Source organism: Intestinibacillus massiliensis (assembly GCF_900155735.1).
GTDB lineage: Bacteria > Bacillota > Clostridia > Oscillospirales > Butyricicoccaceae > Intestinibacillus > Intestinibacillus massiliensis.
The window spans coordinates 262,541-284,121 of the sequence record NZ_LT707059.1; the positions used below are offsets into that span (position 1 = coordinate 262,541).

21 protein-coding genes and 1 pseudogene are annotated in these 21,581 nt (G+C 61.8%); all 22 read left to right on the forward strand.

Features of this window, described 5'->3' with window-relative positions:
* Window positions 1-573 precede the first annotated feature (573 nt).
* Window positions 574-1,296 carry a UMP kinase gene (pyrH, locus tag CZ203_RS09080; protein WP_087066223.1) on the forward strand — a complete coding sequence of 241 codons (723 nt, stop codon included), beginning with the start codon at window positions 574-576 and terminating at the stop codon, window positions 1,294-1,296.
* A gap of 2 nt (window positions 1,297-1,298) precedes the next feature.
* Window positions 1,299-1,853 carry a ribosome recycling factor gene (gene frr, locus CZ203_RS09085; RefSeq protein ID WP_087065788.1) on the forward strand — a complete coding sequence of 185 codons (555 nt, stop codon included), beginning with the start codon at window positions 1,299-1,301 and terminating at the stop codon, window positions 1,851-1,853.
* Window positions 1,854-1,965: 112 nt separating this feature from the next.
* Complete coding sequence (locus CZ203_RS09090) at window positions 1,966-2,706, forward strand: isoprenyl transferase (protein ID WP_087065789.1); 741 nt, start codon at window positions 1,966-1,968, stop codon at window positions 2,704-2,706.
* A gap of 2 nt (window positions 2,707-2,708) precedes the next feature.
* On the forward strand, window positions 2,709-3,530 hold the full coding sequence (locus tag CZ203_RS09095) for a phosphatidate cytidylyltransferase (RefSeq protein WP_087065790.1): 822 nt from the start codon (window positions 2,709-2,711) through the stop codon (window positions 3,528-3,530).
* Window positions 3,531-3,558: 28 nt separating this feature from the next.
* Entirely contained in the window at window positions 3,559-4,710 is a 1,152-nt protein-coding gene (locus CZ203_RS09100) for a 1-deoxy-D-xylulose-5-phosphate reductoisomerase (RefSeq protein WP_087065791.1), read from the forward strand.
* 21 nt (window positions 4,711-4,731) lie between these two features.
* Window positions 4,732-5,772, forward strand: coding sequence for a M50 family metallopeptidase (locus tag CZ203_RS09105; protein ID WP_087065792.1), 1,041 nt, complete (start codon window positions 4,732-4,734; stop codon window positions 5,770-5,772).
* Between the two features lie 24 nt (window positions 5,773-5,796).
* The gene (gene ispG / locus CZ203_RS09110) at window positions 5,797-6,843 is read left to right on the forward strand and encodes a flavodoxin-dependent (E)-4-hydroxy-3-methylbut-2-enyl-diphosphate synthase (RefSeq protein WP_087065793.1); all 1,047 of its coding nucleotides are present in this window, start codon (window positions 5,797-5,799) and stop codon (window positions 6,841-6,843) included.
* Window positions 6,844-6,858: 15 nt separating this feature from the next.
* The gene (locus CZ203_RS09115) at window positions 6,859-11,217 is read left to right on the forward strand and encodes a PolC-type DNA polymerase III (protein WP_087065794.1); all 4,359 of its coding nucleotides are present in this window, start codon (window positions 6,859-6,861) and stop codon (window positions 11,215-11,217) included.
* 11 nt (window positions 11,218-11,228) lie between these two features.
* Window positions 11,229-12,173, forward strand: coding sequence for a DUF3658 domain-containing protein (locus CZ203_RS09120; protein ID WP_087065795.1), 945 nt, complete (start codon window positions 11,229-11,231; stop codon window positions 12,171-12,173).
* A 62-nt stretch (window positions 12,174-12,235) separates the two neighbouring features.
* A pseudogene (gene hisZ / locus CZ203_RS15140) lies at window positions 12,236-13,189 on the forward strand (ATP phosphoribosyltransferase regulatory subunit); the annotation flags it as partial.
* Window positions 13,190-13,204: 15 nt separating this feature from the next.
* Window positions 13,205-13,873: an ATP phosphoribosyltransferase gene (hisG, locus tag CZ203_RS15145; protein WP_227104165.1), complete on the forward strand. Its 669-nt coding sequence runs from the start codon at window positions 13,205-13,207 to the stop codon at window positions 13,871-13,873.
* Window positions 13,874-13,905: 32 nt separating this feature from the next.
* Window positions 13,906-15,207 (forward strand): histidinol dehydrogenase, encoded by a 1,302-nt coding sequence (hisD, locus tag CZ203_RS09130; protein WP_087065797.1) that lies wholly within the window; start codon window positions 13,906-13,908, stop codon window positions 15,205-15,207.
* On the forward strand, window positions 15,200-15,778 hold the full coding sequence (gene hisB, locus CZ203_RS09135) for an imidazoleglycerol-phosphate dehydratase HisB (protein ID WP_087065798.1): 579 nt from the start codon (window positions 15,200-15,202) through the stop codon (window positions 15,776-15,778). Before hisD ends, hisB begins: the two co-directional genes overlap by 8 nt.
* A 24-nt stretch (window positions 15,779-15,802) precedes the next feature.
* Window positions 15,803-16,000, forward strand: coding sequence for a TfoX/Sxy family protein (locus tag CZ203_RS09140; protein WP_456236199.1), 198 nt, complete (start codon window positions 15,803-15,805; stop codon window positions 15,998-16,000).
* Window positions 15,997-16,509, forward strand: a complete 513-nt coding sequence (gene hisH / locus CZ203_RS09145; RefSeq protein ID WP_235847494.1) for an imidazole glycerol phosphate synthase subunit HisH — start codon at window positions 15,997-15,999, stop codon at window positions 16,507-16,509. The genes CZ203_RS09140 and hisH overlap by 4 nt, the downstream gene beginning before the upstream one ends.
* Entirely contained in the window at window positions 16,506-17,219 is a 714-nt protein-coding gene (gene hisA / locus CZ203_RS09150; RefSeq protein ID WP_087065801.1) for a 1-(5-phosphoribosyl)-5-[(5-phosphoribosylamino)methylideneamino]imidazole-4-carboxamide isomerase, read from the forward strand. Before hisH ends, hisA begins: the two co-directional genes overlap by 4 nt.
* A complete protein-coding gene (gene hisF, locus CZ203_RS09155) occupies window positions 17,219-17,980 on the forward strand; it encodes an imidazole glycerol phosphate synthase subunit HisF (RefSeq protein ID WP_087065802.1) in 762 nt (253 codons plus the stop codon). Before hisA ends, hisF begins: the two co-directional genes overlap by 1 nt.
* Before the next feature lie 5 nt (window positions 17,981-17,985).
* Entirely contained in the window at window positions 17,986-18,321 is a 336-nt protein-coding gene (gene hisI, locus CZ203_RS09160; protein WP_087065803.1) for a phosphoribosyl-AMP cyclohydrolase, read from the forward strand.
* Window positions 18,318-18,641, forward strand: coding sequence for a phosphoribosyl-ATP diphosphatase (gene hisE / locus CZ203_RS09165; RefSeq protein ID WP_087065804.1), 324 nt, complete (start codon window positions 18,318-18,320; stop codon window positions 18,639-18,641). Before hisI ends, hisE begins: the two co-directional genes overlap by 4 nt.
* 200 nt (window positions 18,642-18,841) lie before the next feature.
* Entirely contained in the window at window positions 18,842-19,690 is an 849-nt protein-coding gene (locus CZ203_RS09170) for an SIR2 family NAD-dependent protein deacylase (protein WP_087065805.1), read from the forward strand.
* Complete coding sequence (locus CZ203_RS09175; RefSeq protein WP_087065806.1) at window positions 19,687-20,475, forward strand: protein-ADP-ribose hydrolase; 789 nt, start codon at window positions 19,687-19,689, stop codon at window positions 20,473-20,475. The genes CZ203_RS09170 and CZ203_RS09175 overlap by 4 nt, the downstream gene beginning before the upstream one ends.
* Window positions 20,476-20,692: 217 nt before the next feature.
* Window positions 20,693-21,581: aminotransferase class I/II-fold pyridoxal phosphate-dependent enzyme (locus CZ203_RS09180; RefSeq protein WP_087065807.1), on the forward strand; the 889-nt coding region annotated here is incomplete at its 3' end.

Genomic DNA, 21,581 nt, shown 5'->3' on the forward strand with positions numbered 1-21,581 from the left:
TATTGACTTAATTCCATTATAACGAAAAATTGGAGGTTGTACAAACTGTTTTTGTGATATTTTTACAATTATACGGTCACGCTACCGGCCTAAAGCGTCCTGGGCGGCACATCCATGCCGCATGGGATAGATGTTTCCTTGTACGCGGCAGGCATGGGGCTACCTGCCAAATGGCGCGGTACGCCTGGTAACAGGCCGGCTGTTTAGGCGCACCGGGGGATGGGAAAAGCGCTGTTTGGTACGTCAGCACCTGTTGCGGGTGTTGTCCCCTACCCAAAAACATGCTACAATTTATGGCAAAAAAAGGCCCTATAGGGACGGTTCGGGATCGGGGCGGCTTTGACACAGGCAGGTTCGCGACACGCCGCAGAAATTCCAGGGGGAAGCGCCTTGGAAACCCAGGGCACCCTTTTACGCCGGCAGCCCGTTCATATGGTGCGCGGTGCTGCCGCCCGGTTTTGGGTGGTATGGGCGGTTTTACATTCAAGAAAAATACATGCAAAACCCTTTGCATTTATAGAGCGGATAAGGTAAAATAGATACGATAAGTTTAACGGAAGAGAGGGCATAATGATGGAAAGTCCTAAGTACAAGCGCGTGCTCATCAAAGTGAGCGGCGAAGCGCTGGCGGGTGAAAAAAAGTTTGGGCTGAATTTCGACGTCATCGGCCCTGTCTGCGACGTCATCAAGCGCTGCAACGAGATTGGGACCCAGATCGGTATTGTCGTCGGCGGCGGAAACTTTTGGCGCGGCGTAAAGGACGGCGGCGGGAAGATGGAACGTTCCCGCGCAGACCATATGGGCATGCTGGCTACGGCCATCAATGCGCTTGCGCTGTGCGACGCGTTGGAGCAGCGCGGTGTAGACGTGCGCGTCCAGACTGCCATTGAAATGAACAAGGTCGCGGAGCCGTATATCCGCGCGCGCGCCATCCGGCACCTGGAAAAGGGGCGCGTGGTGATTTTTGGTTGCGGCACGGGCAACCCCTATTTTTCGACGGATACTGCGGCGGTGCTGCGTGCGGCGGAAATCAACGCCGATGTGATCCTGTTGGCAAAGAACATCGACGGCGTATACGATTCCGACCCGGCCGTCAATCCGGGTGCCAAAAAATACGAACGGCTTTCGTACATGGATGTGCTGAACCAGGGGCTGGGCGTCATGGATACCACGGCGACCTCGCTCTCGATGGATAACCATATCCCCATCCAGGTATTTGCCCTGGAAGACCCTGAAAATATTTACCGTGTCGTCACGGGTGAAAAAATCGGTACGATCGTACAGGAGGAGAATTGAGCATGAAGCCTGATTTTAAGCCATATGAGGATAAGATGAAAAAGACGCTGGATGTGCTTTCGCACGACCTGGCGGCCATCCGCGCGGGACGCGCAAACCCGGCAGTACTGGATAGGGTCACGATTGACTATTATAACACCCCCACCCCGCTGAACCAGGTGGCGGCGATTTCCACACCCGATCCGCGCACGCTGGCAATCCAGCCGTGGGATGCGTCGGTGCTCAAGCAGATCGAAAAGGCGATCCAGATGTCTGACGTGGGCATCAACCCGCAGAACGACGGCAAGGTGATCCGCCTCGGCTTCCCGCCGCTGACGGAGGAGCGCCGCAAAGAGCTGATCAAGCAGGTCTCGAAGACCGGCGAGGAATCCAAGGTCGCCATCCGCAATATCCGCCGCGATGCGATCGATAAGTTCAAGTCTGCGCACAAAAAGAACGAAGTGACGGAGGATGAGCTGGCGGACGCGGAAGACGGGATGCAGAAGCTGACCGACAAGTATGTCAAAGAAATTGACGGCATGACCGCCAAGAAGTCCAAGGAACTGGCGGAAGTTTAAGGGGGATGCCACCGGCCTGCGCCGCGGCACAAACTGAAAAAATGGGGGGCGGCGGTACGCCGCCCCTTTTTATGGGATGCTAAAGATTCACAAATCATGGGGGAAAGCTTGAGTGGGGCTGTTTAAAAAGAAAAAAACGGTGGATATTGGCGCTGTGCCGACGCATATTGCCGTTATTATGGACGGCAATGGCCGTTGGGCGAAAAAACGCGGCCTGCCGCGCTCCGCAGGGCACGCGGTCGGGGCGGAGACCTTCCGCACGGTCGCGACCTATTGCAAGGATATCGGCGTGCGCTACTTTACGGTCTACGCCTTTTCCACGGAAAACTGGAAGCGCCCGCAGGAGGAAGTAGACGCACTGATGGACCTTTTCCGCAAGTACCTGCGCGAGGCGGCCGATACGATGGCGGAGCGCGGCGTGGCCGTGCGCGTCATCGGCGACCTGAGCGTTCTGCCCGACGATATCATGTCGCTGATCCACGAGACCGGGCAGATCGCCGACGGGCTGGGGCCTGATGCGGCGACGGCGACCCTGTGCATCAACTACGGCGGCCGCGACGAGATCAAAAATGCCGTGCGCGCCCTGGCGCGCGAGGTGCAGGCGGGCACGCTCCAGCCGGAGGATATCACCGAAGCGCACATCGCCGGGCGCCTGTACACCGCCCACATGCCCGACCCGGATTTGATCATACGGCCTTCCGGGGAAATCCGGGTCTCAAATTTCCTGCTTTGGCAGTCGGCGTACAGCGAGTATTACTTTACCGATACGCTGTGGCCCGATTTCAAGACAAGCGATATGGACGCTGCAATTGCGGATTATAACCGCCGCCAGCGCAGATTCGGAGGGGTATAGAGATGTTAGCAAGGGTATTGTTCGGCGCGGTCGGTTTTGTGTTTGTCCTGCTGGCGCTGTTCGTGTTTCCGCCCGCGGTGTTGGAGATCGCGCTCGCGTTGCTGTGCGCGCTGGCCACGTATGAACTGCTCGGCTCCACAAAGCTGGTCAAAAACCATAGGATTGTGCTGCTTTCCGTGGTGGTTTCCCTGCTCTGCGGCTTAAACCAGGCTGGGTTTATGCTGAAAAGCCCACTGCACGGCTGGATCGGGCTGGCGCTCGTCATCGTCCTGCTGCTCGGCTCGTTCGCAGAACTGCTCCGCCATCACGACCGGGTGGGCGCGTCCGAGGTGCTGTGCGCCTTTTTCGGCGCGCTGATCCTGCCGCAACTGCTGCTGTCGCTGACCCGTATTTTCCAGATGGAAAACGGCGCGCTGCTCGTCCTGATGCCGCTGCTGGCAGCCTGGGGCTCGGACACGTTCGCGCTGTTCGCCGGCATGCTGTTCGGCAAGCACAAGCTGGCGCCCGTCATCAGCCCCAAGAAGACGGTGGAGGGCGGCATCGGCGGCGTGTTCGGCGGCGTGGCATGCCTGCTGGTGTTCACCCTGCTGGTAAACCATTTTGCGGGGCTGTCGCTGTCCTACGCGGCGGCGGGGCTGCTCGGCGCGGCGGGCTCGATCATCGGGCAGGTCGGCGACCTGTCGTTCTCCATTATCAAGCGCCAGACAGGCATTAAGGATTACGGCTCGATTTTCCCGGGCCACGGCGGCGTGCTCGACCGGTTTGACAGCGTGATTTTTGTCGCGCCGGTGGTCGAAGCGGTGCTGCTGCTATTCGGCGCATAATCTGCGCCCGAAAGGGATAAGATACACTATGAAAAAAATCGCTATTTTGGGTTCGACTGGTTCGATCGGCACGCAGACCGTGGATATCCTGCCCTCGATCGACGCCGAAGTCGTCGCCCTTACGACCAATAAGAATATTGGGCTGCTGGAGCGGCAGGCGCGCGCCCTGCGGCCGAAGCTTGTCGCAGCCTTTGACGAGGAGGCGGCGGCGCAGCTGCGCGCCGCGCTGGCGGACACGGATATCGCGGTCTACGCCGGGATGGACGGCCTGATCGCCGCGGCGACCGAAGCGTCGGCCGATATCGTGGTCACCGCCGTGGTCGGCATGGTCGGCCTGCTGCCGACGCTCGCGGCGATCGGCGCGGGCAAGGACATTGCGCTCGCCAACAAGGAAACGCTGGTGTGCGCTGGGCAGATCGTGACGGCGCGCGCGCGCCAAAAGGGCGTGCGCATCCTCCCGGTGGATTCGGAGCACTCCGCGATCTTCCAGTGCATGCAGGCGCGCGGGGGCAACCGCGCGGCAAAGATCATCCTCACCGCGTCCGGCGGCCCCTTTTTCAAGTATTCGGCCGACCAGCTCAAGCGCGTCACGCGCGAACAGGCGCTCAAGCACCCGAACTGGTCCATGGGCGCGAAAATCACGATTGATTCCGCCTCCATGATGAACAAGGGGCTGGAACTGATCGAGGCGATGTGGCTCTATGATATGGAGCCAGAGGATATTGAGATCGTCGTACATCGGGAAAGCATCGTGCATTCCCTGATTGAGTTTGCGGACGGCGCGGTGCTCGCCCAGCTCGGCGTGCCCGATATGCGCCTGCCCATCCAGTATGCGCTGACCTATCCCGCGCGCGTGCCGTGCAAGGCGCCGCGCCTGCGACTGAGCGAAATCGGCCTGATGAGCTTCTTTGAGCCGGACGACTGGTCAAAGCCCGCCCTTGGCCTCGCGCGCACCGCCGCCGCCCAGAAAGGGAATGCCGGCGCGGTGCTCAACGGTGCAAACGAGGCCGCGGTGGCCTTGTTTTTACAGGATAAAATCCGTTTCTGCGAGATCGCGCCGCTTGTCGGCGAAGCCATGGCGCGCGTGCCGGTGAAGGGCGAGGTGTCGCTCGACGACGTGCTGGAAAGCGACCGCATGGCGCGCACGCTGGTCACGGAGTATGGTGCGCGCCTTTTGTAACCCGGAGAGGAGACTTTGAATTTGCAGACCTTTGGTATGATCCTTTTGGCAATCCTGGCGTTCAGCCTGCTGATTATTGTACATGAATTCGGCCACTTTATAACGGCAAAGCGCGGCGGCGTGCAGGTCAACGAGTTCTGGATCGGCATGGGGCCGACGCTGCTTTCCAAGGAGTGGCACGGCACGCGGTATTGCCTGCGGCTGCTGCCCTTCGGCGGCGCCTGCGTCATGGAAGGGGAGGACGGCGAGTCCGAAAGCCCGCACAGCTTTGCGCGCGCCAAGATTTCGCGGCGGGCGCTCATCGTCGCGGCCGGCGCGCTGATGAACTTCCTTGTCGGCTACCTGATCCTGTACGGCCTGCTGATGCCGCTCAAGGCGCTGCCCGATAACGCCATCGCTTCTTTCCAGGAGGGCTTTGCCTACCAGGGCGAGGGGATGCTGATGCCCGGGGACCAGATCCTGAAGGTCAACGGCTACCACGTGCTGCTGTCCAAGACCGATTTTAACGCTGGTCTTGCCCGCAGCAAGGACGGCCTGCACGACATTGAGGTGCGGCGTGACGGCCAAAAGCTTTTGCTGGAGGACATACCGCTCAAACCGGAATTTAAGGACGCGAACGGCAACCCGCTGTACGGGATCAATTTCCAGATGCGGCCGGCGAACCTGTGGACGCGCGCGCAGTACGCCGCCAACATGGCGGTCGACCTCGGGCGCATGGTCTGGGACAGCCTGGGCATGCTGGTGACCGGCCAGGTGGGCATCAACCAGCTTTCCGGCCCGATCGGCGTGGGCGACGCGCTGGTGCAGACGGTCAAGACCAGCTTTTCCGATTTCCTGATGCTGGTGGCTTTTATTTCGATCAACCTCGGCGTCATGAACCTGCTGCCCCTGCCCGCGCTGGACGGCGGGCGGCTGATCTTCATCATCATCGAGGCGATCCGCCGCAAGCCGGTGCCGCCCAAGTATGAGGGCTGGGTGCACGGCGCCGGGCTGGCGCTCCTGATGCTGCTGATGATCTATGTCACAGGGAACGATATCCTGCGCCTGCTGACGCGCGGGTAAACGACAGAATAAAGAAGGAACGTTATGAACAGCAAGAAACAAATCCAGGTCGGTGCGGTACGGGTCGGCGGCGATGCGCCGGTCTCCGTGCAGTCGATGACCAATACCGATACGCGGGACGCGCAGGCGACGCTGCTCCAGATCCGTGCGCTCGCCGACGCGGGCTGCGAGATTGTGCGCTGCGCCGTACCCGACCAGGAGGCCGCGCGCGCGCTGGAGACCATTTGCGCGCAGTCGCCGATCCCGGTGGTGGCGGATATCCATTTTGATTACCGCATCGCGCTCACGGCGATCGAGGCGGGCGTGCACAAAATCCGCCTGAACCCCGGCAACATCGGCGCGGACGACCGGGTGAAGGCCGTCGCGCAGGCGGCGGCGCGCGCGGGTATCCCGATCCGGATCGGCGTAAATTCCGGCTCCGTGGAAAAGGAGATCCTGGCGAAATTCGGCGGCCCCACGCCGGAGGCGATGGTGGAAAGCGCGCTGTACCATGTTTCGCTGCTCCATAAGTTTGATTTTGACGATATTTGCATTTCCATCAAATCGTCCTCCGTGCCGGACACGATGAAGGCCTACCGGCTGGCGGCCACGCGCACGGATTACCCGCTGCACCTCGGCGTAACCGAGGCGGGTACGGAGTACATGGGCACGGTCAAGTCGGCGGCCGGGATCGGCGGCCTGCTTGCGCTCGGCATCGGCGATACGGTCCGCGTTTCGCTGACGGACGACCCGGTCAAGGAAATCCACGCGGCGCGGGCGATCCTCAAGGCGGTCGGCTTGGCGGAGGACGGCATCAACGTCGTTTCTTGCCCCACCTGCGGCCGCACGCACATCGACCTGATCGGCATCGCCAAGGAGGTCGAGCAGCGCGTGGCTTCCATCCAAGGCAAGCGCCTGAAGGTGGCGGTTATGGGCTGCGCGGTGAACGGCCCGGGCGAGGCGCGCGAAGCCGATGTGGGCATCGCGGGCGGCGACGGGGTCGGGCTGGTCTTCCGCAAGGGGGAGATCGTCCGCAAGGTGCCCGAGGAAGCACTTGTGGAAGCGCTCATGGAGGAAATACAGAAACTTTGAGGAAAAGGGAGCACTATGGCAAGAGCACTCTGCGAGGTTTTCGACCAGTTTCAAAGTGAAGAATTGGGAGCATACCTGTCCAGCGGGCAGGTATGCTCCCTTGCCGTCAGCCAGGACAAACGCACGATGCTCTGCCACGTGGAATTTGACGAGGTCGTGCCGTGTACGGCGCTGCACCGGCTGGAAACGGGCATCGCCAAGCGGTACAAGCTGGCGCGCATGCGCATTTCCCCGCGCTACCGCATGGAAGCCGGGCTGTCGGAGGACTATATCCGCACGCTGTCGGACGAGCTGCGCGCGAAGCTGCCATCCGCGCAGGGGCTTCTGGCCGGGAGCGAGTGGAAGTACGAGGGAGGCGAGCTGCGCGTCTCCATGTCGGATACCGCGGCGGAATACCTGTCCCTGTCCCTCCGCCAGCTTTCCGAGCAGATACGCACGGAGACCGGCATGGCCTGCCCCGTCGTGGCGGTGCCGCTGCCGGAGGAACGCGTGGCGGCGGCGCGGCAGGCGGCGCAGCAGGCGCGCGCGGCGCAGCTCCAGAAGGCTTCGGAACAGCAGGCGCAGGAAGCCGCGCAGGCGGCGGAAACCCGCCCGAAGAAGCCGCGCCCCAAGCCTGCGCCCGCGGAAGGCGGGGGATACCGCAGGCAGAAGGCCGCCGAGGTCAAGGAGGAAAACCTCATCCTCGGCAAGCTGTATGAGGATGCGCCCATCCCGATCCGCGACGCGGTGCACGAGCTTGACCGCGTGACGGTCAAGGGGGACGTGTTCTTTGTCGACCACCGAGAAATCAAGAGCAAAAAGACCGGCAAGGAATGGGTCAAGCTGTCCTTTGACATCACGGACAACACCAATTCCGTGCGCGTGTGCAAATTTATGGCCAAGGACCAGGCGGGCGAGCTGGTCGGCGCAATCAAGACCGGCATGCACCTGGTCGTGCAGGGCAAGGTCACCTATGACCAGTGGGAAAAGGAAACGATCCTGGAGCCGAGCGGCATCGTAAAGTCCAAAAAGGTCATCCGGCAGGACAAAAGCGAACAAAAGCGCGTCGAACTGCACCTACATACCAATATGTCCGCGATGGACGGCATCTCCCCGGCGAAAAAGCTGATTGAGCGCGCCAAATACTGGGGGCATACGGCCATGGCGATCACCGACCACGGCGTGGCGCAGGCCTTCCCGGATGCGATGCACGCGGTCGAATGGGGCAAAATAGAGGGCTTCAAGGTGCTTTACGGCGTGGAAGCCTACTATGTCAACGACGCGGCGGCGGTTTCCGTCGTGCGCGGCACGGGGGACGGCCTCCTTACCGGCGAGTTTGTCTGCTTTGATATCGAAACCACCGGCCTGCGCCCCGATTCCGAGGAGATTACCGAAATCGCGGCGACCGTCATACGGGATGGGCAGACGGCGGAGGGGTTCCAGACCTATGTCAACCCGCACAAGCCGATCCCGGCGGAGATCACCGAACTGACCGGCATTACCGACGATATGGTTGCGGATGCGCCCGAACTGCCCGACGCGTTGGCGGCGTTCCTGGCGTTTGTGGACGGTCGGCCGCTCGTGGCGCACAACGCCGGCTTCGATATGTCGTTTATCCATGCGGCGTGCAGGCGGCTGGGGCGCACGGAGGCGTTCACCTATATTGACACGCTGGAAATGGCGCGCATCCTGCTGCCCGACCTTGGGCGGTATAAGCTGAACGTGCTGGCAAAGAAGCTGGCCGTCGGCCCGTTTGAGCACCACCGCGCAAGCGAGGACGCCGCCGTTCTGGCGCGCATTTACATAAAGCTGCTCGACCTGCTGCGGGAGGAGGGCGCGGTGCGTATTGCGGACGTCAACGCCGTGCTCGCCGGCAAAAAAGCCAAGTCCGGCAGCCTGAAAAACCTGCAACGCTACCATTTCATCATCCTGGTCAAGAACCAGGCCGGGCTGCGGAACCTGTACAAGCTGATTTCCAAATCCTATCTGGAATACTTCTATAAACGTCCCATTATCCCCCGCAGCGAGCTGCTGCGGCACCGCGAGGGGCTGATTTTCGGGTCGGCCTGCGAGGCGGGCGAGCTGTTCCGCGCCATGACGGACGGCGCGGAATGGGATGAGCTGAAAAAAATCGCGGAATTTTATGATTACCTGGAGATCCAGCCGATCGGCAACAACCGCTTTATGCTGGAAAAGGGCATGGCGCGCGACGAGGAGCAGCTCCGGGACTGGAACCGGAAAATCCTAAAGCTTGCGGACGAGTTGGGCAAGCCCTGCTGCGCGACGGGCGACGTACACTTCCTGGAGCCGGAGGACGAGGCGTTCCGCCGCATCCTGATGGCAGGGCAGGGGTTCCCGGACGCGGACAACCAGGCGCCGCTCTACCTCAAGACGACGGATGAGATGCTGGACGAGTTTTCCTATCTCGGCGCCGACCGCGCCTTTGAGGTGGTTGTAACCAACACGAACTTGATCGCCGGCATGTGCGACGAGGTGCGCCCGGTGCCGCGCGAAAACTATCCCCCGAAGATCGACGGCTCCGCGGAGGATTTGGAAAACATGTGCCGCGAAAAGGCGCGCCGCATTTACGGCGACCCGCTGCCGGAACTGGTGCAGAAGCGCCTGGATCGCGAGCTGGGCTCGATCATCGGCAACGGCTACGACGTGATGTACATCATCGCGCAGAAGCTGGTCTGCAAGTCCATCGAGGATGGATACCTGGTCGGCTCGCGCGGTTCGGTCGGCTCGTCGCTCGCGGCGTTTATGTCCGATATCACGGAGGTAAACTCGCTTGCGCCGCACTACCTGTGCCCAGATTGCAAATTTGTCGAGTGGCACGAGGACATGTCCTGCGGCGTCGACCTGCCGGACAAAATATGCCCGCAGTGCGGTCATAAGCTGAGCAAAGAGGGCTTTTCCATCCCGTTTGAAACCTTCCTGGGGTTTGAGGGCGACAAGGTGCCCGATATCGACCTCAACTTTTCCGGCGAGTATCAGCCCAAAATCCACTGGTATACCGGCGAGATTTTCGGGCACGACCATGTGTTCCGCGCGGGCACGCTCGGCACGGTCGCGGAGAAGACGGCGTACGGCTATGTCAAAAAGTACATGGAGGAGCGCGGCATCGAGTGCTCGCACGCCGAGGAAAACCGCCTGACAGCCGGCTGCACCGGCATCAAGCGCACGACGGGGCAGCACCCGGGCGGCATCGTCGTCGTCCCCAAGGAGGTCGAAATCTACGATTTCTGCCCCGTGCAGCACCCGGCGGACGACCCCAATTCCGAGATTGTCACGACCCATTTTGAATACCACTCCATCGATGCAAACCTGCTCAAGCTTGACGAGCTTGGGCACGACGACCCGACGATGATCAAGCACCTGGAGGAGCTGACCGGCGTGAACGCGCGTGAAATCCCGCTGGACGACCCGGAGACCATGAGCCTCTTTACCTCCTGCGAGGCGCTGCGGTACGTGGACGGGACGGACGAGATCCTCGGCGAAATGGGCAGCATCGCGGTGCCGGAGTTCGGCACGAAGTTCGTGCGCGGCATGCTGCGCGACACGCAGCCGCACACCTTCGCCGACCTGGTCTCCATTTCCGGCCTATCGCACGGCACCGACGTATGGCTCGGCAACGCGCAGGAGCTGGTACGCCAGGGCATCCCGCTTTCCGGGTGCATCTGCTGCCGTGACGATATTATGAACTACCTTATTTTGCAGGGCGTGCAGCCCAAGCTGTCCTTTACCATTATGGAGTCCGTCCGAAAGGGCAAGGGGCTGAAGCCCGAATGGGAGGACGCGATGCGCGAACAAAATGTGCCGGAATGGTATATTGACTCCTGTAAAAAGATCAAATACATGTTCCCCAAGGCGCACGCGGTCGCTTACGTCATGATGGCGTTCCGCATCGCGTGGTTTAAGGTGCACCGCCCGCTGGCGTTCTATTCGGCCTATTTCTCGATCCGCGCCAAAGGCTTTGACGCATCCTGCATGATCCGCGGCGACGCGGTCTGCAAGGCAAAGCTCCGCGAGCTGGCCGAAAAAGAGCGCGACAAGACGATTACGGCGGCGGAAAAGGAAACCGCTACCACGCTCGAGGTGTGCCACGAATTTTATAAACGCGGCTTTGCCTTTGAGCCGATGGACGTATACCGATCGGACGCAAAGAACTTTATTGTCACGGAAAACGGCCTGATCCCGCCGTTTACCTCCATGCCCGGCGTGGGCGAGCAGGCGGCGCTGGACATTGTGCAGGAGCGCCAGAAGGGGCCGTTCCTGTCCGCAGAGGAAATGACGATCCGCTGCGCCAAGGTGGGCAAGTCGGTCGTGGAAGCGCTGGAGGAGATCGGCGCACTCGGCACGATGCCGAAATCGACACAGGTATCGCTGTTCTGAGGAGGGACGAAATGTACTGGATTTGTTTTGGGGAAAGCCCCGGCGGGATGCTCAAGGCCGCGCGCCACAGCCTGGCGCCGGAGCTGCCCGCCGGCCATATCGTGCCGCTGCTGGACGACCTCTCCCAAGGGGACCTGGCCGCGCTGGACGACCCGGATGCCCGCGGGGATATCCTGTGCCCATGGGCGGTGGGTATGGGGGATGCCCCGGGGCAGCGGGACGAATACCTGCGCCGCCATTTCCAAACGTCCCTGCCCATGCTCGGCCAGGTGGACGAGGCGGTCATCTGGTACGGCGACAATGCGCGCGAGCGCTGCGGCATGCTCTATGCCGTCAGCCGCCTCGCGGCGCGCGGCGTCCCCATCTGGGTGGTGCATGCCGACAGCATGCCCGCAGAAGCGCAGAAGGAACCGGACTGGCTCAGCGGCAAGGACTGCGGCATGGGCGTGATCGGCGTGGTGAAAAACAACGGCAAGCCGCTGCGCCGCCCGCAATGGTACCTGCGCTGGCGCGTGCGGCGGCACTTGCGGCGCACCTACCGGCGCGGCCGGAAAACCGGGCATGGCACGGCGTATTTCGCGTCGACGGGGGAGCTAAGCCCGGTAGACGCCGGTTATTTTTATGAAAAGCGCCGTTTGCTGTCCCACGAGGAGTGCGCCAAGCTCGTGGCGGAGTGGGAAACGCTGTGCCGGGAAAACGCGCCCATGCGCGTGCTGGAGGACGGCAGGCTGTGTTCCGCGCCGGAGGATTACTATGACGGGCTGATTTTGTCCGAAGTCCCGGTGGACGACGTGTGCGCGGCGTCGGTGATCGGCTGCGTGATTGGGCGGCATCAGCTCCATATCAGCGATATGCTGATCTATAAACGGCTCCGCAGCCTGATCGCACAGGGCAAGGTCGGCGTGGTGGCAGACGGCGAAACCTATCGCGACCTGGTAATCCGCCGCGGGGGTTGACAATAGGGGTTTCGTGTGTTATCATTTTAGCACAATGAAGTAATGAAGGAGACAACGGAACTATGAACCGTTTTTGCATATCTACGCCCGAGGGCACGCGCGACCTGCTGTTTGCCTCATGCCGCGCGCTGCGCGACACCGAGGGGAAAATCCGCAGCACGCTGGAAAAGCGCGGCTACAGTGAAATCGTGACGCCCTCGGTCGAGTATTATGACGTCTTTGCGCAGGCGAACCCGGAGCTTGACCAGGAGACCATGCTGAAGGTCATCGACCGCTCGGGGCGCATCTGCGTCGCCCGCCCGGACAATACCACGCCGATCGCGCGCATCGCGGCCACCCGGCTGGACAGCGCGGCGCTGCCGGTGCGGCTGTACTATAGCCAGAAGGTGTTCCGCTCCGTATCAGGCGACCACGGGCACAAGGGCGAGTTCTTGCAGATCGGCGCGGAACTGATGGGCGCGGACGGCCTGGAAGCCGACCTCGATATCCTGTCCTCCGCGTTTGAGGCGCTGGGCATGGCGGGGGCGCAGAGCTTCCGCATCGAGCTTGGCCATGCGGAGATTTACAAGGCGCTCATCGAGGCGCTCGGCGTGGACCGTGAAACTGCCGAGGGCATCCGCCGCCTGATTGAAAACAAATCGTTCGCCGCGCTGGGCGATATGCTCGAGCCGTACCGCGACCGCCCGGCCTACCGCGCGCTGTGCGCGATGCCGCAGCTTTTCGGCGGGATCGAGGTACTTGACGAGGTGGAAAACCTGACCGGCAACGTGCGCGTGCTCGGCGCGGTCGCGTACCTGCGCCGCCTGTACGCCGCGCTCGACCGGGCGGGTTACAGCGACGCGGTGATGATCGACCTCGGCCTGGTACACGAGATGGATTACTATACCGGCATTATGTTCCGCGGCTATATCGGCGGCGCGGGCGCGGCCATCCTGTCCGGCGGGCGGTATAACGACCTGTGCGCCAAATTCGGGCGCAGCATCCCCGCGGGCGGCTTCGGCATTGACGTCGAGAGCGTTGCAGAATCGCTGATGGGCGCGGCGGATACGTCCGCGCAGAGCCGCAAGGGCACGGTGCGCATCGCGCTGACCAAGGGGCGGCTGGAAAAGAAGACGCTGTCGCTGCTCAAGGCCTCGGGGTACGATATCAGCGAGCTGGAAGCAGGCTCGCGCAAGCTGATCTTTACGCTGCCGGGCACCCATGTGGAAATCGTCCTCGCAAAGGCCGCGGACGTGATCACCTATGTCGAGCATGGCGTTTGCGATATGGGCGTCGTCGGCAAGGACACGATTATGGAAAAGGGCGGCAGCTTTTATGAGATGGTAGACCTGGGCTTTGGCAAGTGCCGCTTCGCGCTGGCCACCAAGAAGGGCAAGGACGTGTACGGCGGCTATAAGACCCCGGTCATCGCGACTAAATACCCGGCCGTTACCAAGGCGTATTTTACGAAGAAGAATATGGATGTCGAGACGATCAAGATCGAGGGCTCGGTCGAGCTTGCGCCGCTGCTGGAGCTGGCGGACGCGATCGTCGATATTGTAGAGACCGGGTCGACGCTGCGGGAAAACGGGCTTGAGGTCATCGAGGACGTCGCCCCGATCTCCGCCCGCGTGATTGTGAACCTGGCGAGCGCAAAGCTGAAAAAGGCGGAGATCCAGAAGGTCATCGCCGAGCTGGAAAGCGGGCTGGCGCAGGACTAACCGCCGCCCGGATAGGAAAGGGAATGTCAGATATGTTCTTGAAAACAGTAATCGCGGACGGCGAGGCGGAACAGCGCGTCATCCGGGAAATGAAGGCGCGCGCCGCGGGTGCACGCGGCGATATCGAGCTGTCCGTACGTGCCATCATGGAAGACGTGCGCATGCGCGGGTTGGAGGCGGTCGAGGAATACTCGGTCAAATTCGATGGACAGAAACCCTATATCATCGGGCAGGAACTGCTGGAAAAGGCGTGCGAAAGCTGCCCGCCCGCGTTGATCGGCGCGCTGCTGCGCGCGGCGGAAAATATCCGCGACTACCATGAGCACATGATGGTGCGCACCTGGGAGTTTAAGCGCGGCCCGGGGCAGGTGCTGGGGCAGACCGTACGCGGGCTGGACCGCGTCGGCATCTACGTGCCGGGCGGTACGGCGGCCTATCCGTCCTCCGTGCTGATGAACGCGATCCCGGCCAAGGTGGCCGGCGTGCGCGAAATCATCATGGTCACGCCGCCGACGGAAAACCTGAGCCGCGAGGTGCTTGCGGCCGCAAAAATCGCGGGCGTGGATACCGTCATCGCATGCGGCGGCGTGCAGGCGGTCGCCGCGCTGACCTATGGCGCAAGCCTGATCCCACAGGTCGACAAAATCGTAGGGCCGGGCAACGCCTATGTGGCGGCGGCCAAAAAGCTGGCGTTCGGCACGGTGGATATCGATATGATCGCCGGTCCCTCAGAGGTGCTGGTGATTGCAGACCACACGGCAAACCCGACCTATGTGGCGGCCGACCTGCTTTCCCAAGCCGAGCACGACCGCTTGGCCTCCGCCGTCCTGCTGACCGATTCCATGGCGCAGGCGCAGGCCATTTCCGCGGAAATGGAACGCATGGCCAAGGCGCTGCCGCGCTGGGACATCATCAGGGATTCGGTTGAAAACTATGGCTGCGCGATCGTGTTTGAGGATCTCAAGGATGCGTGCAAGATGGCCGACCAGGTCGCGCCGGAGCATCTGGAAATTGTGACCGCCGCGCCGCGCGAGCTGCTGCCGCGCATCCACAATGCGGGCGCGGTATTCCTCGGGCAGTATGCGCCGGAACCGCTCGGCGACTATATGGCGGGCCCGTGCCACGTGCTGCCGACCTCGGGCACCGCGCGCTTTTTCTCGCCGCTGTCTACCGATACCTTTCTTAAAAAGACCAGCGTCATCGAGTATTCGCGGGAGGCGCTCGAAGCCCTCTCCGCCGATATCATCTCGCTTGCCGAGGCGGAGCACCTGAACGCGCACGCCAATTCGGTGCGCGTCCGGTTCCAGGGGACGGAGGGGGATAAAAATGCGTAAAGGCGACGTAAAACGCAAGACGAAAGAGACCGATATTTCCCTGTTCCTCGACCTTGACGATGGCAGCCTAATATCAATTGATACGGGGATCGGCTTCTTTGACCATATGTTAAATTCCTTTGCCGTGCACAGCGGGTGTGGGCTTACGGTCACCTGCAAGGGCGACCTGCAGGTCGACGGCCACCACACGGTGGAGGATATTGGCATCGCGCTCGGGCAGGCGCTCAGCCAGGCGCTGGGCGACAAGGCCGGTATCGCGCGCTTCGGGCAATCCTTTGTGCCGATGGACGAGGCGCTCGGCTTTTGTGCGCTGGACGTTTCCGGCAGGCCGTACCTGGTGTTCGACGCGCCCATGCCGCAGCCGGTGTGCGGGGGTTATGACACCTGCCTGACGGCCGAGTTCATGCGCGCGCTCGCGGTGAACGCCGGGCTGACGCTGCACCTCAGGTGCGAATATGGCGACAACGCGCACCATATCACGGAGGCGCTGTTTAAGGCGCTAGCGCGGGCGCTGCGGCAGGCGGTTGCCGTCACGGGCGGCGGCGTGCTTTCCGCAAAGGGCGTGCTGTAAAGTATGGCGACAAACGCGGAATTTATGGAATTCGCCGCCGCGCAGCTTGCGGATGCGGGGAAGGTCACCTATCGCAAGATGTTTGGCGAGTACGGCGTTTATTGTGACGGGCAGTTTTTTGGCACCGTGGAGGATAACCAGCTGTATGTCAAGGTCACAGCGGCCGGCCGCCGGCTCCTCGGCGACCCGCCGCTGGCCGNATTGCGGCGGACGCCGCGGTGATCGAACAGGCCGCGGGCGTGATCCTGCCGGGCGTCGGCGCGTTCCCGGACGCGATGGACGCGCTGCACCGCTCGGGGCTGACAGACGCCGTGCTGCGGGCCGCCGCGCAAAAGCCGTTCCTCGGCATCTGCCTCGGCATGCAGATGCTGTTTGAAACGTCCGAGGAAGTGCGCCCCTGCCGGGGGCTGGGGCTGCTGCCCGGCCGTATCGCACGGATCCGGACAGCGCTTAAGCTGCCGCAGATCGGCTGGAACGCGCTATCCATCCTGCACCCGAACGCGCTGACCGAAGGATTGTCGGACGGGGACTATGTGTACTTCGTGCACAGTTTCATGGCGTGCCCCGACGACCGTGCAGACCTTGCCTGCGTGACCGATTACGGCGCGGAGGTGCCGGCGATGGTCGCGTGCGGGAATGTTTTCGGCTGCCAGTTCCATCCGGAAAAGAGCGGGCAGGCAGGCCTGCGTATTTTAAACAACTTTGCGAGACTGACGGAGGGCGACGCATGAGGATTTTACCGGCGATTGATTTAAAGGACGGCAAGTGCGTCCGGCTGAAGAAGGGCGACTACGCGACGGCCGAAAAGGTCGCGGAGGACGCGGTCGAAACCGCAAAGGCCTTCCTGGCCGCGGGCGCGGAACTCATCCACATGGTCGACCTGGACGGCGCGAAGGACGGCACGCACGCCAATTATGACGTGGTGCGGCGTGTCATTGCGGAAACCGGCGCGGCGGTCGAGTTGGGCGGCGGCATCCGTTCGCTGGACGACGTGCAGCACGTGCTGGCGCTCGGCGTGCACCGCGTCATCATCGGCTCGGCGGCGGTGCGCAACCCCGACTTGGTCGAAGAGGCCGTGCGGCAGTATGGCGCGCGCATTGCGGTCGGCGTGGACGCGCTTTCGGGCACCGTACGGACAGACGGCTGGCTGGAGGACAGCGGGGAGGATTTCCTCTCCTTTGCAAAGCTGATGGAGGGCTTCGGCGTCCAGACGATAATTTTTACCGATATCAGCAAAGACGGCATGCTCGCAGGGCCGAATTTTGACCAGCTTTCCGCGCTCCGCCGCGCAGTTTCCTGCGGGATCGTCGCGTCGGGCGGCGTTTCGACGCTCGAGGACGTGCGCAGGCTGAAGGCGGCGGGCATTGACGAGGCCATCGCGGGCAAGGCGGTTTACACCGGCGCGCTCGACCTCGCGGCGGCCATCCGGGAGGCGAAGTAATGCTGGCGAAACGGATTATCCCGTGCCTGGACGTCAAGGACGGGCGCGTGGTCAAGGGCGTCAACTTTGTCGGCCTGCGGGACGCGGGCGACCCGGTCGCCCTTGCCAAATTCTATTCCGAACAGGGCGCGGACGAAATTGTATTCCTCGATATCACCGCGACCTATGAGGATCGGGATACGATCGCCGACGTGGTGCGCCGCACCTGCCGGGAAGTGTTCGTACCGGTCACGGTGGGCGGCGGCATCCGCACGGCGGAGGATTTCAAAGATATCCTGCGTGCGGGCGCGGATAAAATATCGGTCAATTCTGCGGCGGTCAAGAACCCCGCGCTGGTGGATGCGGCAGCGGAAAAATTCGGCAGCCAGTGCGTGGTAGTCGCGATTGACGGGCGCAAAACCGGCAAAACGCCTTCCGGGTTTGAGGTCTATGTAGCGGGCGGCCGCACGCCGACCGGCATGGATGCGGTCGCGTGGGCGAAGGAAGTTTATGAACGCGGCGCGGGCGAAATCCTGCTGACCTCCATGGATCGCGACGGCACGAAGGCGGGCTTTGACCTGGAGCTGACGCAGGCGGTCGTGGACGCGGTCGGCATCCCGGTCATCGCATCCGGCGGGTGCGGCGCGCTGGGGCATTTTTCAGAGGTGTTCGAGCAAACGGGCTGCGACGCGGCGCTTGCGGCCAGCCTGTTCCACTATGGCGAGCTGTCGATTGCGCAGGTCAAGCAGCATCTGCGGGAAAAGGGTCTTCCGGTGAGGTAATAAAGATGGATTTATCGAAGTTTTTTGTAAAAGCGCCGCTCATCCCGGTCGTCTGCCAGGACGAGCGGAGCGGCGAGGTGCTCATGCTGGGTTATGCCGATGAAGAGGCGCTCCGCCTGACGATGGAGACCGGGACGGCGTGGTTTTTCTCGCGTTCGCGGCAAAAGCTCTGGAACAAGGGCGAGACCTCGGGCAACTTTATTTTCGTCAGCCGTATCCTGTCGGACTGCGACGACGATACGCTGATCTATATGGGCACGCCCAAGGGGCCGGTTTGCCACACCGGCAACCGCACCTGCTTTTATACGGAATTGTGGCGCAAGGAGGGGGAAGAAGCATGAATGCATTTGAACAGATGGAAGCCGTGATCGCGCAGCGCAGGGATCAGCCCATGGAGGGCTCCTATACCTGCTACCTGTTTGAAAAAGGGCTGGATAAAATCCTGAAGAAGGTCGGCGAGGAGTGCGCGGAGACCATCATCGCGGCAAAAAACGGCGACAAGGAAGAGCTGGTCGGCGAAATCAACGACGTGTTCTATCACATGATGGTGATGATGAACGAATGCGGCGTGACGCTGGAAGAAGTGACGCGCGTGATGGATGAGCGCGCGGCCAAGATCGGCAACCTCAAGCAGTTCCACACCAGCGACCATAATACGTAATACCGTGCGGCATGCCGCCGGGGAAGCCCCTTCCTGCTCGGAGGGGGCTTTTATTGTGCGCAGGCGGGGTGGCGTACCGCATCCCTGCGGCATGGTTTCCATAGGGTAACTATGGCACGGCAAAGTGCTTACTTTACAGGATGCCGCCGCAGCATTATGATAACCAGGTAAGGATAGGCGGATGGGTCAGGAGGCGCACGATGCAGACAAAAGTATATAAAGAGCTGGCCGGTCAGCTCGCCAGCGCCGATGCTGTCGTCATCGGCGCCGGCGCCGGCCTTTCCGCTTCGGCGGGGATGGACTACACCGGCAGGCGGTTTGCAGAAAACTTTTCGGATTTTATCGCCAAATACCACTTTTCCGACATGTACGCGGGCGGCTTCTACCCCTTCCACTCGCCGGAGGAATATTGGGCTTACTGGAGCCGCTACATCTGGATCAACCGCTACCAGGACATGCCGAAACCGGTCTATCAAGACTTGCTGCGGCTGGTGGGGCGCAAGGACTATTTCGTGCTCACCACCAATGTGGATCACTGCTTCCAGCGGGCGGGGTTTGACAAGAAACGCCTGTTCTACACGCAGGGGGATTACGGCCTGTGGCAATGCGCCAAGCCATGCCATCATAAAACCTATGACAACGCGGCGGCCGTCCGCCGGATGTTGGATGCGCAGGAAGGCATGCGGATCCCAGCCGGGCTGGCGCCCCGCTGCCCGCTCTGCGGAGGCCCCATGACGATGAACCTGCGCTGCGACGCCACATTTGTGCAGGATGAGGGCTGGTATCAGGCCAACGGGCGTTATCAGGATTTCCTGCGGCGTCACAGCGGCCGGCATGTCCTCTTTTGGGAGCTGGGGGTGGGGGGCAATACGCCGGCCATCATCAAATACCCGTTCTGGCAAATGACCGGTCAAAATCCGCGTGCGGTGTACGCCTGCATCAACGCAGCCGAGGCCGCCGTACCCCCTGAAATTGCCGGGCGCTCCATCTGCATCCAAGGGGACATTGGGGCTGCCCTGCAACGCATCACGAGGGAGGGGAACCTATGACACAGGAAGAACGGCGGGTTTACCTCATCCGCGCCATGCTGGCGGAGCTGCCGCAGTACCGCGGGATCGGGATCCCCACGGGGGAAGCGGGGCAGGGGCAGCTCCTGCGTTCCCTTATGAACGTGCGTCCGCCTATGCCGGTATCGGCTGATTTCCGAAGGGTGCAGGACGCCTACTTATCGGAGGAAATCCACAGGCGGGGGATTGTAGACGGCGCGGGTTTATCCCCTACCCGCGCCGACGGCCGCATCTTCCTTTGGCAGGGCGACATTACCCGCCTGAAAGTAGATGCGATCGTCAACGCGGCCAACAGCGCCCTCCTGGGATGCTTCCAGCCTTGCCATTCCTGCATCGACAACATCATCCATACGTTTGCGGGCGTCCAGCTCCGGCTCGCCTGCAACAAGCTGATGCAGGCGCAGGGGCATGAAGAGGAAACCGGGAGCGCCAAAATCACGGCAGGGTACAACCTCCCCTGCAAGCACGTCCTGCATACGGTCGGGCCGGCCGTCGCCGGCCGTCTCCGGGAACAGGATTGCACGCTTTTAGCACGCTGCTACCAGTCCTGCTTGGAGCTGGCCGTACAGAACGGGATACAGTCCGTTGCGTTCTGCTGTATCTCCACGGGGGTCTTTCGCTTCCCGCAGGACAAGGCCGCCGAAATTGCGGTGCAGACGGTTTCCCGCTTCCTGGCGCGGGACCGGTCTATCCGGCAGGTCATTTTTAATGTTTTTACCGACCGGGATCGCGCCATCTATCAAAAGCTGCTGGAAAACGGGATATAGCTTCGTGTGGAATAGACGTTCAGCCACCGGACGTCTATTTTTTATGCGATCCCGTCACGGGGGGCAAGGATACCACGCGCTTTTACTTTTACCTGCCTGGCGCCACGCAAGGGGGCTGGTATGCGGAAGCAGCCCAGGCAGGCATGCAAAACCAATTGCCTTTTGGCAGGACGTGCATTATAATGGGTTAGACAACAATAAAAGCGGAAGTGAAAGTATGAAATTTATGAGGCGGGGGCAAGAAGTGACCTCCAATATCTTCAACCGGCTGGACGAAAAAAAGCGCGAAATCCTTTCCGCCGGCGGCGACGTGATCAACCTTTCCATCGGTACGCCCGACTTTGCACCCGACCAGCATGTGCTGCAGGCGGTCAGCGAAGCGGCGCTGCGGCCGGAGAACTATAAATATTCCCTGGGTGATACGCCCGCCCTGCAGGAAGCGGTCAGGGACTGGTATGCGCGGCGCTACGGCGTGGCGCTCGAGCGGGATGAAATGATGAGCGTATGCGGCTCGCAGGAGGGCATCGCACATGTCGCGTTCCCGCTGATCGGGGCGGGGGATTTGATACTCGCGCCCGACCCGGGATACCCGATCTTTACCTTTGGGCCGATGATGGCCGGGGCGGAAATCGGCCTTGTGCCGTTGCGTGAGGAAAACGGCTATCTCATGGATTTTGACGCAATCGACCCGGCGGTGGCCGATAAAGCGCGCGCAATTGTGGTATCCTATCCGAATAACCCCACGACTGCGGTGGCGGACGTGCCGTTTTACGAGCGCCTGGTTGCGTTTGCCAAACGGCACGATATCATCGTCATCCATGACAACGCCTATTCCGACCTGATGCTGGACGGGCGGCAGGGCATGTCCTTCCTGTCCGTACCCGGCGCGAAGGAGGTCGGCATCGAGTTCAACTCGCTGTCCAAGACCTACAACCTGACCGGGATGCGCGTTTCGTTCGCGCTCGGCAACCGGGATGTGATCGGGAAGTTCTTTGCATTCCGCTCCCAGATCGACTACGGCATGTTCTACCCGGCGCAGGCCGGCGCGGTGGCGGCGCTGACCGGCCCGCAGGAAATTGTGGCGCGCAACCGCGCGGGCTACCGCG